Source organism: Paenibacillus sp. FSL R5-0486 (assembly GCF_037975155.1).
Lineage (GTDB): Bacteria > Bacillota > Bacilli > Paenibacillales > Paenibacillaceae > Paenibacillus > Paenibacillus amylolyticus.
Window position 1 is genome coordinate 821,554 of the sequence record NZ_CP150237.1, and the last position, 15,714, is coordinate 837,267.

At 48.4% G+C, this 15,714-nt stretch carries 13 protein-coding genes and 1 riboswitch; of the genes, 12 read left to right on the forward strand and 1 reads right to left on the reverse strand.

Annotated elements, in window-relative coordinates:
- Window positions 1-79: 79 nt before the first annotated feature.
- Window positions 80-2,014, reverse strand: a complete 1,935-nt coding sequence (locus MKY01_RS03790; protein WP_339285420.1) for an amidase family protein — start codon at window positions 2,012-2,014, stop codon at window positions 80-82.
- A gap of 370 nt (window positions 2,015-2,384) precedes the next feature.
- Here MKY01_RS03790 and MKY01_RS03795 point away from each other — a divergent pair, with 370 nt between their 5' ends.
- The 12 genes from MKY01_RS03795 (at window position 2,385) to purF (ending at window position 15,649) form a co-directional block, all read left to right on the forward strand.
- Complete coding sequence (locus MKY01_RS03795; protein WP_253505575.1) at window positions 2,385-4,514, forward strand: DNA topoisomerase III; 2,130 nt, start codon at window positions 2,385-2,387, stop codon at window positions 4,512-4,514.
- 74 nt (window positions 4,515-4,588) lie between these two features.
- Window positions 4,589-4,726, forward strand: a complete 138-nt coding sequence (locus MKY01_RS03800) for a hypothetical protein (RefSeq protein ID WP_017690703.1) — start codon at window positions 4,589-4,591, stop codon at window positions 4,724-4,726.
- A gap of 126 nt (window positions 4,727-4,852) precedes the next feature.
- Entirely contained in the window at window positions 4,853-5,116 is a 264-nt protein-coding gene (locus MKY01_RS03805) for a DUF1294 domain-containing protein (protein ID WP_017690702.1), read from the forward strand.
- Window positions 5,117-5,327: 211 nt separating this feature from the next.
- On the forward strand, window positions 5,328-5,762 hold the full coding sequence (locus MKY01_RS03810) for a universal stress protein (RefSeq protein WP_017690701.1): 435 nt from the start codon (window positions 5,328-5,330) through the stop codon (window positions 5,760-5,762).
- Between the two features lie 270 nt (window positions 5,763-6,032).
- Window positions 6,033-6,134, forward strand: a riboswitch (purine riboswitch).
- Window positions 6,135-6,327: 193 nt separating this feature from the next.
- Complete coding sequence (purE, locus tag MKY01_RS03815; RefSeq protein WP_017690699.1) at window positions 6,328-6,813, forward strand: 5-(carboxyamino)imidazole ribonucleotide mutase; 486 nt, start codon at window positions 6,328-6,330, stop codon at window positions 6,811-6,813.
- Window positions 6,810-8,012, forward strand: coding sequence for a 5-(carboxyamino)imidazole ribonucleotide synthase (purK, locus tag MKY01_RS03820; RefSeq protein ID WP_339285422.1), 1,203 nt, complete (start codon window positions 6,810-6,812; stop codon window positions 8,010-8,012). Before purE ends, purK begins: the two co-directional genes overlap by 4 nt.
- Window positions 8,009-9,307, forward strand: coding sequence for an adenylosuccinate lyase (gene purB / locus MKY01_RS03825; RefSeq protein ID WP_036668399.1), 1,299 nt, complete (start codon window positions 8,009-8,011; stop codon window positions 9,305-9,307). Before purK ends, purB begins: the two co-directional genes overlap by 4 nt.
- Before the next feature lie 275 nt (window positions 9,308-9,582).
- Window positions 9,583-10,455: a phosphoribosylaminoimidazolesuccinocarboxamide synthase gene (locus MKY01_RS03830; protein WP_036668396.1), complete on the forward strand. Its 873-nt coding sequence runs from the start codon at window positions 9,583-9,585 to the stop codon at window positions 10,453-10,455.
- A 570-nt stretch (window positions 10,456-11,025) separates the two neighbouring features.
- Complete coding sequence (purS, locus tag MKY01_RS03835; RefSeq protein ID WP_017690695.1) at window positions 11,026-11,271, forward strand: phosphoribosylformylglycinamidine synthase subunit PurS; 246 nt, start codon at window positions 11,026-11,028, stop codon at window positions 11,269-11,271.
- Window positions 11,272-11,275: 4 nt separating this feature from the next.
- A complete protein-coding gene (gene purQ, locus MKY01_RS03840) occupies window positions 11,276-11,965 on the forward strand; it encodes a phosphoribosylformylglycinamidine synthase subunit PurQ (protein ID WP_036606071.1) in 690 nt (229 codons plus the stop codon).
- The gene (purL, locus tag MKY01_RS03845; RefSeq protein ID WP_127551762.1) at window positions 11,943-14,186 is read left to right on the forward strand and encodes a phosphoribosylformylglycinamidine synthase subunit PurL; all 2,244 of its coding nucleotides are present in this window, start codon (window positions 11,943-11,945) and stop codon (window positions 14,184-14,186) included. Before purQ ends, purL begins: the two co-directional genes overlap by 23 nt.
- Window positions 14,171-15,649: an amidophosphoribosyltransferase gene (gene purF / locus MKY01_RS03850; RefSeq protein WP_036606069.1), complete on the forward strand. Its 1,479-nt coding sequence runs from the start codon at window positions 14,171-14,173 to the stop codon at window positions 15,647-15,649. The genes purL and purF overlap by 16 nt, the downstream gene beginning before the upstream one ends.
- Window positions 15,650-15,714: the final 65 nt, after the last annotated feature.

Here is a 15,714-nt window from a genome sequence, read left to right on the forward strand (position 1 = left end):
GGGTTAACTCGTTTCAAAAAAGTGATATGATTGCATCTATTTTTTGTGTTAACCGGAATTGCTTAATCCCATAAATATTTTACGGCGTAAGCTTAGGTGCTTGGCGGTGATGTGTACCTTGTTCGTAGCTGTAAGCCAGCTTGATCAAGGTTCCTTCATCAAAGGCACGACCAAGGAATTCCATGCCTACTGGCAAACCATCAGTTGTGAAACCAGCAGGGACCGTAATCGCCGGGAAGCCGGAGAAAGGACTCAATCGGTTGTTACCACCGGAGTTTTGTCCTTCCCCAATAACACCAGCGGCTTGTGTGGACGTAGGATAGATGATGGCGTCCAGGTTGTTGTCTGCCATAACTTTCAGCAGGGACTCACGTGTAACTTGGGTGCGTTTCAGGACGATGTCCTTGTATTCGGTAGTCTCCAACGTTTGGCGTGCATCCCGAGTCTTCATGGATTGTTCTTGTGACTTATCAAACTCTCCGGAAGCGATGATCTCGGACAGACTGTGATATGGAGCGTCTGCACCCAATGAGTCCAGATAGTCATTCAGTTGGAACTTGAATTCATATCCGCTGAGACTTGGGTATTTGTTGATCTCAGTCAAGTTCGGGATGGAAATGGGAACTGCGGTAGCGCCCAGTGACTTCAATTCTTCCACAGCGGTGTTGATCACGTCAGCAACGGCTTTTTCTTCAGCTTTGGTACTTGGGATGAGTTCTGTGGCCACACCGATGCGTGCACCTTTCAGTCCGTTTACATCCAAGAAGTCTGTATAGCTGGATGGAATTTTGCCAACCGCGTAGGCTGTAGCGACATCCTTTTTATCATAGCCGGCTGTAGCATCCAACATGATTGCAGCGTCACTAACCGTACGAGTCATAGGTCCACCTACATCCTGTGTCAAAGCCAATGGGATAATGCCTTCACGGCTGGACAGTCCGATGGTTGGGCGGATACCCACAAGGCTGTTGAAGCTGGATGGGATTCGGATCGAACCGCCAGTGTCTGTACCCATGCCGGCTGCAGCAAAGTTTGATGCAATGGCTGCACCTGTTCCACCGCTTGATCCACCTGGATAGTGATCCAGGGCGTAAGGGTTCAGTGTTTGTCCACCCAATGAGCTGGATGTCGTTATGCCAAATGCGAATTCATGCAGGTTCGTTTTGCCCAAAATAATGGCGCCAGCTGCTTTGAGTTTCTTCACTTGTTCAGCATCGTGAGCAGGAATGGAATCTTTCAGACAGATACAGCCTGCGGTTGTCGGCATGTCATTGGTATCGAAATTGTCTTTTACCAAAACCGGAACGCCATGCAGAGGCCCGCGGGCACCTTGGGCTGCACGTTCTTCATCCAATTGCTCCGCAATTTGGAGTGCATCCGGGTTCAGCGTTAATACGGCGTTGATGCTTACACCTTGATCATCGTATTTTTCAATGCGGTCCAGATATTTTTGAACCAGTTCTTTTGATGTCAGTTTTCCTTGCGTCATTGCAGTCTGGAGATCCATGATGGTTGCTTCCTCCAGGACAAACGGTTTTATGTAGTTATAAATGCGGTCTTTCAGTATGGAGAGGTCATTCTCGGTAAGTACAGCGTTTGGAAGGAAGAGGGAATCGGTATAACCTTTCATTAGCCCTGCCGTATTCAATGCACCAACAGCACCTGCGAAAGTGGCTTCATCCGGGACATCTTTGAATGATACGGTAGTCGAATCCAGCTTGAGCCATTGTTGCAAGGCGACCGCAGCATCTTTACGTTGTACGGTTGTGCCAGAGAGCTTGTCCATGGTAAAAGGAACACCTGCAAGTGTAGCCGCTTCTTCCATAGCCTGAACAAATGCTACCGGAGTTGCTGGCGCTTTTCCTTTGGATACAGCTGCTACTGTTGTTTTACTCGTAGGCGTTGCCGTTGCGGCTGATGCCGAAGGTACCGTTCCTCCCCATGTTGTGGCAACAACAGCACCTGCCAGTAACAAAGCCCCACTTTTTTTCAATACAGATCCATGATAAGTCATGCATCCACGCTCCCTTCCTGTGTCTCATTGATGTGTGTAGCAGCGATTCTGTTTCTATGCTTTTGACACATTGTATAGTTATGTCAGGTAATCTTACAAGGTTTATATTTATCCAAAAAAACGTATACATCAATACTTTACAGTGTTAATACTTACTGATGCTTCTGATTCCGTGTACTCAGGAAAACTATCAAACGAATTAATGTAATTAAAAGTGACATGAATACGACATATTGTTTAAACATGAGGTTACAGGAGGCGAGTAGTTAGGAAGTAGAGATGACAGAGCATACCTTTAGTGTGAAATGATATAATGAAAAGATAGGGATAAAAGAGACATAACGTTCTACCAGAGAGGAAGAGATATGAAGTGAAGACATTGGTACTCGCAGAAAAACCATCTGTAGCACGCGAAATAGCCAGAGTCATGGGTGCGCGTGATAAACATAAAAGTTATATGGAAGGCCCGAAATATATCGTTACCTGGGCGCTTGGACATTTGGTTGGATTAGCTGAACCCGAGGATTACGACAAAAAGTATGCAACATGGAATCTGGAGGACCTACCCATTCTGCCAGATCGTACGAAATTGAAAGTACTTAAAGAGACCAACCATCAATATAAAGCCGTGCAGCAGTTGATGAAACGTCAGGATGTAGGCGAACTGGTCATTGCGACCGATGCAGCACGTGAGGGAGAATTGCTGGCTCGTTGGATCATGCAGATGGCGGGGTGGAAAAAAACTTTTAAACGCCTGTGGATTTCATCCCAGACAGATAAGGCGATCAAAGACGGATTTGCTTCGCTGAAGCCAGGCAGTCAGTTCGACCGCCTCTATGAATCTGCACGTTGCCGGGCGGAGGCTGACTGGATGATCGGACTTAACGTGACCCGTGCATTAACCGTTCGTTTCAATGCCCAGTTGTCTGCTGGACGTGTACAAACTCCGACCTTGGGCATGATTATGGACAGGGAAAATGAAATTAACGGTTTCCGCTCGCAGGAGTATGAGACGTTAACGGCAGACATGGGAGGTTTTCAGGCTGTGTGGCGGGCAGCTGGAGGAGATTCACGAATTTTCGACCCTCAAGAAACACAAGAATTGAAGAAACGGGTGGATGGGCGCAAGGGCACGATTGCCCAAGTGAAGAAAAGCGAGAAGGTTGAGCCGCATCCACTGGCATATGATCTGACGGAACTACAACGGGATGCCAACCGGAAGTATGGTTTCTCTGCAAAGCAAACATCAAATGTCCTGCAACGTCTGTATGAACAGCACAAGCTTGTGACGTATCCGCGTACGGACAGTCGATACCTCACTTCGGATATGACAGCTACGTTGAAAGAACGGCTGGATAGTGTAGCTATTGGACCTTATGCGTCTTTGGCACGTCCTTTGCTGCGCAAAAATCTGAATATCACCAAACGTATTGTGGATGACAGCAAAGTTACGGATCACCATGCGATTATCCCAACGGAGCAGACGGTACTTTTGAATCAATTGAATCCAGAGGAACGCAAACTGTACGATCTGATCGTACGTCGTTTTATCAGCCTATTCTATCCGGCAGCGAAGTACGATTCGGTTGCGATCACGGTTCAGGTGGGGAATGACTCCTTCCATGTTAAAGGTACAACGGTGAAAGAAAGTGGATGGCGTGAAGTATACGGCGGCGATTACAGCGATGATGACGATGACCGTACTGATGATGCAGCAGACCATGAGCGTGCGCTTTTGCCAGATGTGCAGCAAGGGCAGTCCGTGACGGTTCAGCGTTGCCATATTAAAAGTGGACGGACGATGCCGCCCAAACGGTATACCGAAGCTGCTTTGCTTTCCCAGATGGAAAAGCATGGACTCGGCACTCCAGCTACACGTGCGGATATTATCGAGAAGCTGGTCAGTTCCGATACAATAGATCGTCAAGGCAACAGCATGCATCCAACCGGTAAAGGAAAACAGTTGATTGAACTGGCTGCCCCGCAGCTTCGTTCACCGGATCTGACTGCCCGCTGGGAAGCTGAACTGGAACGCATCGCTCGTGGGCAAGGGAAACCAGGGCCGTTTCTGGATAGTATCCGATCCATGGCGAAAGAGCTGGTGTCTACGGTAAAAGGCAGCAAAGCAGAGTACAAGCCGCATAATGTGTCCAATAGCCATTGCCCGGACTGTAACGCACGGTTGTTGGAGAAGAAAGGCAAGCGCGGCAAGTTTCTTGTATGTCCTACCGAGGACTGCGGGTATCGTCGTTCGGCAGAAAAGAGACTCTCCAATCGTCGTTGTGCGCAGTGCCACAAAAAGATGGAAATCAAAGAAGGTAAGGCGGGGTTATACGTACAATGTCTACCTTGTGGTATTACAGAAACGTTGGATAAGGACAAACAGCATGTGAACAAACGCGATCAGCAAAAGCTGGTGAAACAATATGCTAAGCAGGAGTCCATTGGGTCTAACCTTGGAGATCTGCTGAAGGCGGCTATGGAGAAAAAGGGAGAGTAACACGCTTGAGGGTAGTTGAAGTCGTATAAGATCCTCCGTTTTCAGGCAACGTAAGCCAAGGAGGTGATACCTACATGCCGCATAACAAACCAGAGAAGATCCATAACCAGCAAAACAAAGACAGTATTCGGGAAGAGAGTATCGCTGTGCGCCCGGACAAAGCAGCCAAAAGAGCACCAAGCCTGAACGGTATTCCAAAGCAGGAGTCCTAGGTTAGAGCGAGGTTAGCGTTATTACACAAAATTGCGGTTCCCTATCCGGTGCGTTGAACATGTCTCTGATGAGGACTATAATGGAGACAGGGAGATGTCCCGGGACAGGGGGATCGCTAGAATTATATGCAAACCGGACTTATATTGTGGTTTTTATTTATTAATGTAGTTGGTTATCTGGTGATGTCGGATGATAAGAGGCGTGCGCAACAGCGTCGTGACCGTACACCCGAACGGACGTTATTCTTATTAGCATTTATAGGCGGTGCTTTGGGAGTCTGGATCGCGATGTATCGGAAAAGGCATAAGACTAAACATCCCAGCTTCACCATTGGCATTCCATTGTTGTTATTCTTGAATGCGGTAATCTATGGTTACTTTATTCAATGAACACATGGAACACATGCGTAACCATTCGAACAAGACTTACGCTGAAGTGAAAGGTGTATCATTCATTCGTCTGATATGTAAATTCATTCGTATAAATGGTTCATTGTGGTTCCGGAACGTTTAAGGAGTTATATGGTTCTGTTAGTTTATTACATGTCAGACCGAAGCTTGCTTCGCGTGCTCTACATATAAAGGAAGGGACGGGATTCACATGTTATTTTCCAAAATATTAGTGGCTTATGATGGTTCCAAAGCTTCAAATAAAGCACTTGATCGTGCGATTGAGCTAGCTAAAGTGTCCCCAAATGCAGTACTGGATGTCATTCATGCTTTTGATTTCCCGCGTGTATTCATCGGTGAGGGGTTGGCTCCATTGCCACCTTCACTTAATAATGACTATTACAATCTGGCGGTACAGACAACAGATGAAGCGAAAGAACGAATTCAGGCTGCGGGTGTAACGGCCAATGTGGACCTGATTCAAGGAGCAGCTGCGGAAGTATTGCTTGATTTTGCCAAAGAAAATGATTCTGATATCATTATTATTGGTAGCCGTGGACTGGGTGGTATTCGGGAATTTGTCCTGGGTAGTGTCAGTCACAATGTGGTGCAGCATGCGCGGGTTCCAGTACTGATCGTAAAATAATGGATGAAGTGTGTACGCACTGAAAAGCAGGAAGCCGGTTGTCTTCGAGAGATTGAAGAGGAGCCGGCTTTCTTTTATGGGATGAAATGGATGGTTAAGCGAATTTAAAGAAGCAATTCCCGAACATTATATTTGTCAATATGTTAAATGTTCGTCTTTAAGTTGACATTAGCTGTAGGGGATTGTTAGAATGTTAGATGTGTCGATCAGGTAAGAATAAGGTCGAGTAGGAACGAAATGTGTAATAAGAGATTACAAAAATGAACGATGATAGTTTGATAGATATTTGCTCGTATAACGCCGGGAATAGGGCCCGGAAGTATCTACCCGGGAACCGTAAATTTCCGGACTACGAGGAGATACGGCTGAGAGTCGCATGCAACCAGATGCGGACAGCAAGCCCCCTTTGGCATGCCCAAATGAGGGATACGTATTTCTTGGAGTCCGGTGTCCGGAGAAAATGTGATGTTTTCGCGGGTAGCGGATTTTTTCATTTCACACGTAATAAGAGTCCCTTAATAGTCAGATGTAATCAAAAAAGCTCAGACGGGAGTTGGATGTATTCATGTCACTGCAAGTCGCTGTAATTATGGGCAGCAAGTCGGATTGGGAAACGATGAAACATGCGTGCGAGGTGCTGGACGAACTGGAGATTGGGTATGAGAAAAAGGTGGTCTCCGCCCATCGTACACCGGATCTGATGTTTGAATACGCAGAGCAAGCAATTGATCGAGGATTCAAGGTGATCATTGCAGGGGCGGGCGGGGCAGCACATCTACCCGGTATGGTTGCCGCCAAAACGATGCTTCCAGTCATTGGCGTACCGGTTCAATCCAAAGCGTTGAACGGTCTCGATTCCTTGTTGTCCATTGTTCAGATGCCTGGTGGTATTCCCGTCGCAACTGTGGCGATTGGCAAGGCAGGGGCAACGAATGCAGGATTGCTGGCAGCTCAAATGATCGGTGCTTTTGACCCGGATGTCCAACGTCGCTCTGAAGCTCGCCGAGAGCGCATCAAACAAGAAGTACTCGAAAGTAGTGAAGAACTATGAATAGAGTCGGGGACCAATCCGGTATAACAGGAGAGCTAAAAAAAGTCCTGTTGCCCGGGAAAACAACCATCGGCATTCTTGGAGGCGGACAGCTCGGACGTATGATGACGCTCGCAGGAACGGCAATGGGGTATCGATTCGTTACTCTTGATCCCGCTGCGGATGCGCCTTGTGGTCAAGTTGCTCGTCAGATTGAAGCTGGTTATGACGATGCCAAAGCTGCACTTGAACTGGCTCGGCAATGCGATGTCATTACGTATGAATTCGAAAATGTGGATGCAGAAGTCGCTGGGCTGCTCGAGCGTGAGTCTTACGTTCCACAAGGAAGTGCGTTACTGTACACCACACAACATCGGTTGCGTGAAAAACGTGCGATCGAAGCCGCCGGAGTGAGAGTCGCGCCTTATCGGGAAATCATAAGTGCGGATACGATGCTTGCTGCTGTTAGCGAACTTGGAGTGCCCTGTGTACTGAAGACGGTGACTGGAGGCTACGATGGCAAAGGTCAACGGGTCATCCGGGAAGCAAGTCAGGCTGTTGCGGCATACGAAGAACTTGCGGCTACTGGTGCGGAACTGGTGTTGGAACAATTCATCAAGTTTGAATGCGAAATATCGGTCGTTGTAGCGCGTAGTACAAATGGGGAGATCAAAACGTTCCCGCCAGCGGAGAACATTCATGTGAACAACATTTTGCATGCTTCAATTGTACCGGCTAGAGTTGCCGCAGATATCCAGATTGAAGCGCAAAAGCTGGCAGCAGCGGTGGCAGAATCGATGAAGGCTGTTGGACTGCTGGCTGTGGAACTGTTTGTAGCGGCGGATGGAAGACTGTACGTCAATGAGCTGGCACCAAGACCGCATAATTCTGGTCACTATACGATGGAAGCTTGTGCGACTTCTCAGTTCGAACAACATATCCGTGCCATCTGCGGGTTACCACTTGGGGACACTTCGTTATTGAGTCCGGTTGTTATGGTCAATGTGCTTGGAGAACATCTGGAAGGCATTATCGCCAGAACAGGGCAACCTGATGTAGAAGCGATAGAGCTCGGTGTGATTCCCAAGCTTCACATATATGGTAAAACCGAAGCAAAAACAGGACGTAAGATGGGGCATGTGAATCTGCTCTGTCAGGATGTTGAAGAAGGATTGCAATGGATTGAACAAACTAATCTCTGGAGGAATACAAATTCATGATTGAACGTTATAGCAGACCCGAAATGAGAGCCATCTGGACCGAAGAGAACAAATTCCAATCGTGGCTGGAAGTTGAAATTTGTGCATGTGAGGCGTGGGCCGAACTGGGTGTTATCCCTAAGGAAGAAGCAGCATTGCTTCGTCAGAACGCATCTTTTGACATCGATCGCATCTATGAGATTGAAAAAGAAACACGTCATGACGTTATCGCATTTACACGTACGGTATCTGAAAGTCTGGGTGCGGAGCGGAAATGGGTGCACTACGGACTGACTTCCACGGATGTCGTAGATACGGCTCTAGGTTATGTATTGCGTCAAGCGAATGAGATTCTGGAAAAGGATATCGTGAATTTCATTGAAATTCTTCGTGAAAAAGCATTGGCTTATCAGCACACACCAATGATGGGACGTACGCACGGTGTGCATGCGGAACCAACTACATTTGGACTGAAAATGGCATTGTGGCATGAAGAGATGAAACGGAACCTGGAGCGTTTCCGCCATGCAGCAGACAATGTACAATACGGCAAAATCTCAGGCGCAGTTGGAACATACGCGAACATCGATCCGTTTGTTGAAGAGTTTGTCTGCGAGAAGCTGGGCACGAAACCTGCGCCGATCTCGACTCAAACATTGCAACGTGACCGTCACGCAGAATATATGGCTACACTGGCGTTGATCGCAACGTCCCTGGACAAGTTTGCTACAGAGGTACGTGCGCTACAGAAGAGTGAGTTCCGTGAAGTGGAAGAAGCTTTTGCTAAAGGTCAAAAAGGATCTTCTGCGATGCCACACAAACGTAACCCGATCGGTAGTGAAAACATCTCCGGTCTGTCCCGCGTCATTCGCGGACATATGGTATCCGCATACGAGAACGTAACGCTCTGGCATGAGCGCGACATCTCACATTCTTCTGTAGAACGTATCATTCTACCGGATGCAACGATGCTGCTGAACTACATGCTGAACCGTTTTGGTAACATCGTGAAGAACCTGACGGTATTCCCTGAAAACATGAAACGCAACATGGAGCGCACCTACGGGGTACCATTCTCCGGTCGCATCATGACAAAGCTGATCGACAAAGGTTTCAGCCGCGAGCAAGCATACGATACCGTTCAACCACGTGCGATGCAAGCATGGGAAGAACAACGCCAGTTCCAGGATATCGTGAAATCCACACCGGAAATCACGGAAGTGCTGAACGAAGAAGAAATCGCAGATGCTTTCAACCCATCATGGCACCTGAAGCACGTAGACACCATCTTCAAAAAACTCGGTTTGAACGATTAATATATAAGTCCCATAAGGCTATAGCGCAGAATGATGGTTCAGCAGGGAACGCAGAGGACAGAAATAAGCTGAAGAAGCAAAGCTAAAAACATTATGAAAGAAAGCTACTTCGGAAGCATACGCTGCGCCTTTATCCCCGGATTTTCACTTTGCAAAAGTGGAATCAAAAAATCTGGGGATAACAGCGATCGGAAGGTTGTTCTGCATTCGGAGTGGCCCCGCGTGAAGAGGGGAATTGGACGTATACTTTACATCTCCTGAAAGAAGGTGAGCCCATGGCACTGTCCACTGCGGCAGATCTCGTTAAAGCACCTCTGTTATATAAAGGAAAAGTACGTGAATTGTACGATCTGGGTGAACATTTTCTGATCGTGGTTACGGACCGTATATCGGCATTTGATTACGTGCTGGACCCGGCGGTTCCCGAGAAAGGAAACGTACTGAATAAACTCAGCAGCTTTTGGTTCGAACTGACGGGTGACATGATGGAGAATCACGTCGTTCATACCGATGTGAATCAACTGGGTGATCTCATCACAGACCCTGAATTGCTCAAAGACCGCATCATGGTAACCCGCAAAGCAGAACGCATTGATATTGAATGTGTCGTGCGTGGATACATCACGGGTGGGGGATGGAGACAATACGAGACGAGTGGTGAAGTGAATGGCATTAAACTGCCTGATGGACTTCGCAAAAACGCCAAGCTCGAAGTTCCTATTTTCACACCGGCAGCCAAAAACGATGTTGGTCACGATGAGGACATCCCAATGGATCGCATGAAAGAACTGGTGGGAGACGCACTCGCAGTTGAGCTTCAGGAAAAAAGCTTGCGCCTGTACGAATTCGCCCGTGATTACTGTGATCAGCGTGGCATCATTCTGGCAGATTGCAAATTCGAGTTCGGCATCGTGGATGGCAAGGTCATCCTGATTGACGAAATCTTCACCCCAGATGCTTCACGCTTCTGGGCCAAAGAGAATTATGAACTCGACATCGAGATCGACAGCATGGATAAAGAGCCAGTGCGCACCTATCTCGCCGGAACCGATTGGGACAAGAACAGCAAACCTGATCCACTTCCACAAGAGGTAGTAAAGACAACAACCGCAAGATACGTCGATATTTATAACCGTTTAACGAAATAATAAAGTTTAACGTTTGAGCGAGAGGCTATGGGAAAGTTTGGCTTTCGATCGCTGTTGCCCCCGGAATGTTTTGATTGGAATCCTTTTTTCAAAAGGAAACATTCCGGTTGCAAAGGCGAGCACTTCGTTTCTCTAGCTCAAATCTTTCCCTCCGCCAGTGTTCAAACTGGTGGGTGAGGCAATTAAGAGCGGTGGCTTCCCACAGGTAGGGGAAGCCTGAAAAATTAAGAGAATTAAATTCACTAATTACTAAAGTAACTTAAAGACCATTCGCCATTCACTGTTTTGAAGGAATGGTCAGGCTAGACCATTACACACCGTGCAACGTAAAAGGTTTAGGCCTTTAAAAAACGTCGCATGGACTAGCGGAGGGGCGGAATTGTTCTTAAATGAGCGATAGCGTTCGCCTTTGTCCCCGGGTTTTGACCGCGCAGCGGGCCAAAACAATCAAAAAACCTGGGGACAACAAGCGACCGGAAAGAACAATCCGCCCCGGAGCAAGCTCCACACCCCATTTTTAACAGCATAAAGCATTTATCCCGTTCATTACTGAGGAGGAACATAAGGATCATGATCAAAGCAACCGTATATGTCACTATTAAGCAAAGCGTACTCGACCCGCAAGGCGTAGCTGTTCAAGGAGCCCTGCATTCTATGGGATTCAACGAAGTGGAAAGTGTACGGATCGGTAAAGTCATGGAATTGAACCTGGATACAACAGATCGTGCGGAAGCGGAGAAACGATTGAAAGTCATGTGTGAAAAGTTGCTGGCCAACACCGTTGTTGAAGATTACCGCTACGAATTGGAGGGTTAATCTCATGAAATTTGCAGTTCTTGTGTTCCCTGGCTCCAACTGCGACATCGACTGTTACAAGGCAGTGGAAGATGCGATCGGACAAGAGGTTGATTATGTATGGCACACGGCTACAGATCTTTCGGCTTATGATTGTATTTTAGTTCCGGGTGGTTTCTCTTATGGTGACTACTTGCGTTGCGGAGCGATTTCCCGCTTTGCACCGGTAATGAACGAGGTAGCGAAAGCTGCTGAACAAGGTAAATATATTTTGGGTATTTGCAACGGATTCCAGATCCTGACGGAAGCGGGATTGCTTCCAGGTGCATTGATCCGTAACACTTCCCTGAAATTCCGTTGTCACGATACGGTATTGAAAGTGGCAAACGCAGATACACCATTTACACGTGACTATGCACCCGGCGAAGAGATTATCATCCCGATTGCTCACGGTGAAGGCAACTATTATTGCGATGAGGAGACGCTGGCGAGTCTGCAAGCGAACAACCAGATCGTATTTACGTATGGTACCAACCCGAACGGTTCCCTGGGTGATATTGCAGGAGTCTGTAACGAGGCTGGAAACGTGGTCGGCATGATGCCGCATCCAGAGCGTGCAGTGGATTCACTGTTTGGTTCGGAAGACGGCAAACGTATGTTTACATCTATTTTGAAAGCATGGAGGGATCGGCATGACGCAGCAGCTATCCGCTAAGGAACCGACAGCAGAACAGGTCGCAGAACATAAACTTTACGCACAAATGGGCGTATCTGACAGCGAGTATAAGCTGATCTGTGAGTTCATGGGGCGCAAGCCAAACTACACGGAAATTGGTGTGTTCAGTGTAATGTGGTCCGAGCACTGTGCTTATAAAAACTCCAAGCCATTGCTGCGCCGTTTCCCAACGACTGGACCACGTGTCCTGATGGGACCTGGTGAAGGTGCCGGTATCGTGGATATCGGTGATAATCAGGCCGTTGTATTCAAAATTGAAAGCCATAACCATCCTTCCGCAGTTGAGCCTTATCAAGGTGCGGCAACAGGTGTGGGCGGTATTATCCGTGATATTTTCTCCATGGGTGCAAGACCGGTAGCCATACTGAACTCCCTTCGTTTCGGTAAGCTGGAGAGTGATCGCGTTAAATATTTGTTCGAACATGTGGTAGCGGGTATTGCTGGATACGGTAACTGTATCGGTATTCCTACCGTTGGTGGCGAAGTGATGTTTGATGAGAGCTATGAAGGCAATCCGCTGGTTAACGCGATGTGTGTGGGTCTGATTGATCATGACAAGATTCAGCGCGGCGTAGCTAAAGGTGTAGGAAACCCCGTGTATTATGTTGGGCCACCAACAGGGCGGGATGGTATTCATGGAGCAACCTTTGCATCGGTTGAATTGACGGAAGAATCCGAGTCACAACGGACAGCTGTTCAGGTTGGTGATCCATTTATGGAGAAACTGGTGATGGAATCCTGTCTGGAATTGATCGACACGGGCATCGTGCTCGGAATTCAGGATATGGGTGCTGCGGGTCTGACATGTTCGAGTGCAGAGATGGCAAGTAAAGCGGGTAACGGTCTGGAACTGTATCTGGATCAGGTGCCACAGCGTGAAGAAGGCATGACGCCTTACGAGATGATGTTGTCAGAGTCCCAGGAACGGATGTTGTTCGTTGTTGAGCCGAAGGATGAGGCGCAGGCGATGGAAATCTTTGAACGTTGGGGCGTAATCTGTGCCAAAGTTGGTAAAGTAACGGATGATGGTCGTCTGAAATTGATCCACCACGGCGAAGTGGTCGGAGATATGCCGGTAACGGCTTTGGTTGACGAATGTCCAGTGTATGACAAACCTTCTTCTGTACCTGCCTACTACGAGCAAAGTGCTTCCATCGACACGCTTCGTTATGACGAAGTGTCGGATCTCGGCGGAGCACTGAAACAAGTGCTGGCATCACCAACAGTAGCAAGTAAAAAATGGATTTATGATCAATATGACTACATGGTGCGTACAAGCACTGCCGTTCGCCCGGGTTCGGATGCGGCTGTAGTTACGATTCGTGGCACACGCAAAGGTCTCGCAATGACAACGGACTGTAATGGACGTTATGTGTACCTTGATCCTGAAGTTGGCGGACGGATTGCCGTAAGTGAAGCAGCGCGTAACATTGTATGTTCCGGTGCTGAGCCGCTGGCGATTACGGACAACCTGAACTTCGGTAATCCGGAGAAACCGGATATTTTCTGGCAAATGGAAAAAGCGGTAGACGGTATGGCGGAAGCTTGTCGTGTGCTGGATACACCGGTCATCGGTGGTAACGTAAGTCTGTATAACGAAAACGCCAAAGGCTCCATCTATCCAACGCCAGTTGTCGGTATGGTAGGTCTCGTTCATGACACGGATCATATCACGACGCAAGCATTCAAATCCGAAGGTGATGTTATCATCCTCCTCGGTGAAACAAAAGCTGAACTGGGTGGCAGCGAGCTGCAATACGCGGTTCATGGTCAGACGGAAGGTCGTCCACCAGAACTGAACTTGCAAACAGAAAAAGCGCTGCTCAGCACGGTGCTGGAAGCGATCCAATCCGGACTCGTTCGCTCTGCACATGACTTGTCTGAAGGTGGCTTGGCTGTAGCACTCGCAGAGTCTTGTATCAGTGGTAACGTAGGAGCACAGGTGAATGTGGAGACTGCACTTCGTGCAGATCACGCCCTGTTCAGTGAGAGCCAATCCCGTATCTTGTTGTCGGCTACGCCAGAGCAAGCGGGTAAACTTGAAGCATTTGTACGTGAGCGTGGTGTACCCGTAGCTGTGATTGGACGTGTAGAAGGAAGTAACCTGACGATTGAATTGAACGGAACATCAGCCGTGAGCGAACCTGTAGGAGGTTTGGCTCAGGTCTGGGAGGATGCGATTCCATGTCTCATGAACTGACGACAGGACCGTTGTGGACAGGCGATTATTATAATGAAGGGTCCGGCAAGGAAGGACTCGACAAATTGAAGGAAGAATGCGGCGTGTTTGGGGTGTTCAGACACCCTGACGCGGCTTCACTCTCCTATTATGGTCTGCATGCGCTGCAACATCGGGGCGAAGAAAGTGCAGGCATGTGTGTGAGTGATGGCAGCCAGTTTAACTATCATCGCGGCATGGGTCTGGTGAAGGAAGTATTCACCAAAGACCTGATGCAGACGCTGACCGGGGATATTTCCATTGGACATGTCCGTTATTCAACGAGTGGTGACAGTAAACTGACAAACGCACAGCCATTGGTATTTAAATACCGTGATGGCGATTTGGCGGTAGCGACCAACGGGAACATTGTGAATGCACCAACGATCCGGCGCGAGCTGGAGCAGAGCGGGTCCATTTTCCAAACAACAAGTGATACCGAGGTCATTGCGCATCTAATTGCACGATCCTCCAAAGGGCTTGTGGAAGCGGCAAAAGAGGCGTTCCAGCGCATTGTGGGTGGTTATGCATTTCTGATCATGACCAACGACAAGTTGCTGGTTGCTTCCGATCCGCACGGACTTCGTCCGCTGACGATGGGTAAGCTGGGAGATGCGTATTTGTTTGCATCTGAGACGTGTGCACTGGAAACAATCGGCGCAGAGCTAATCCGTGACATTGAACCGGGTGAACTGCTTGTGCTGGATGCAGATGGTCTGCACGAGGATCGCTTTGATCATCACAAACACCGCAAGGCATTATGCGCGATGGAATATATTTATTTTGCTCGTCCGGATAGTGATATGAATGGTACGAACCAGCATGCGGCCCGTAAACGGATGGGAAGCCGGATGGCGATTGAGTCGTTTGTGGATGCGGACTTGGTTACGGGGGTACCAGATTCCAGCATCTCGGCAGCAATTGGATACGCTGAACAGACAGGTATTCCGTATGAGATGGGTATGATCAAGAACAAATACACCGGACGTACGTTTATCCAGCCAAGCCAGGAATTGCGGGAGCAGGGCGTGAAGATGAAGCTGAGCGCTGTGCGTCGCGTTGTGGAAGGCAAACGTGTGGTCATGATTGACGACTCCATCGTACGGGGAACAACTTCCCGACGGATCGTGAACATGCTGCGTGATGCAGGAGCAACGGAAGTACATGTACGGATTACATCACCGCCGTTTAAAAACCCGTGTTTCTATGGCATTGATACGCCTGACAGCCGTGAATTAATTGCTTCACAGTTGTCGGTGGAAGAAATTTGCCGTGAAATTAATGCGGACTCCCTGGAGTTCCTCAGTCCCGATGGACTGATTGCATCGATTCAGGGAGATAATCAGGATGATCCTAAAGGCGGACTATGTCTCGCATGTTTTGATCATGATTACCCAACCCGCCTCGATTTTGGCGGCGAGGAAAAATTCGGCTGCAGCTGTTAGCCCTTAAGCCCCGCCTTGCGGAGCAATAGGGGCTAGGGTAGCCAAGCGAAGCAGCTGCCCCGGGC

What these genes read in the sequence shown, in the direction of transcription:
- MKY01_RS03790 (WP_339285420.1), bottom strand. Translation starts at nt 2,014, where the DNA reads ATGACTTATCATGGATCTGTATTGAAAAAAAGTGGGGCTTTGTTACTG.
- purK (WP_339285422.1), top strand. Translation starts at nt 6,810, where the DNA reads ATGAATAGAGTCGGGGACCAATCCGGTATAACAGGAGAGCTAAAAAAA.
- MKY01_RS03800 (WP_017690703.1), top strand. Translation starts at nt 4,589, where the DNA reads ATGCCGCATAACAAACCAGAGAAGATCCATAACCAGCAAAACAAAGAC.
- purE (WP_017690699.1), top strand. Translation starts at nt 6,328, where the DNA reads ATGTCACTGCAAGTCGCTGTAATTATGGGCAGCAAGTCGGATTGGGAA.
- purB (WP_036668399.1), top strand. Translation starts at nt 8,009, where the DNA reads ATGATTGAACGTTATAGCAGACCCGAAATGAGAGCCATCTGGACCGAA.
- purS (WP_017690695.1), top strand. Translation starts at nt 11,026, where the DNA reads ATGATCAAAGCAACCGTATATGTCACTATTAAGCAAAGCGTACTCGAC.
- purF (WP_036606069.1), top strand. Translation starts at nt 14,171, where the DNA reads ATGTCTCATGAACTGACGACAGGACCGTTGTGGACAGGCGATTATTAT.
- purQ (WP_036606071.1), top strand. Translation starts at nt 11,276, where the DNA reads ATGAAATTTGCAGTTCTTGTGTTCCCTGGCTCCAACTGCGACATCGAC.
- MKY01_RS03805 (WP_017690702.1), top strand. Translation starts at nt 4,853, where the DNA reads ATGCAAACCGGACTTATATTGTGGTTTTTATTTATTAATGTAGTTGGT.
- MKY01_RS03810 (WP_017690701.1), top strand. Translation starts at nt 5,328, where the DNA reads ATGTTATTTTCCAAAATATTAGTGGCTTATGATGGTTCCAAAGCTTCA.
- MKY01_RS03830 (WP_036668396.1), top strand. Translation starts at nt 9,583, where the DNA reads ATGGCACTGTCCACTGCGGCAGATCTCGTTAAAGCACCTCTGTTATAT.
- purL (WP_127551762.1), top strand. Translation starts at nt 11,943, where the DNA reads ATGACGCAGCAGCTATCCGCTAAGGAACCGACAGCAGAACAGGTCGCA.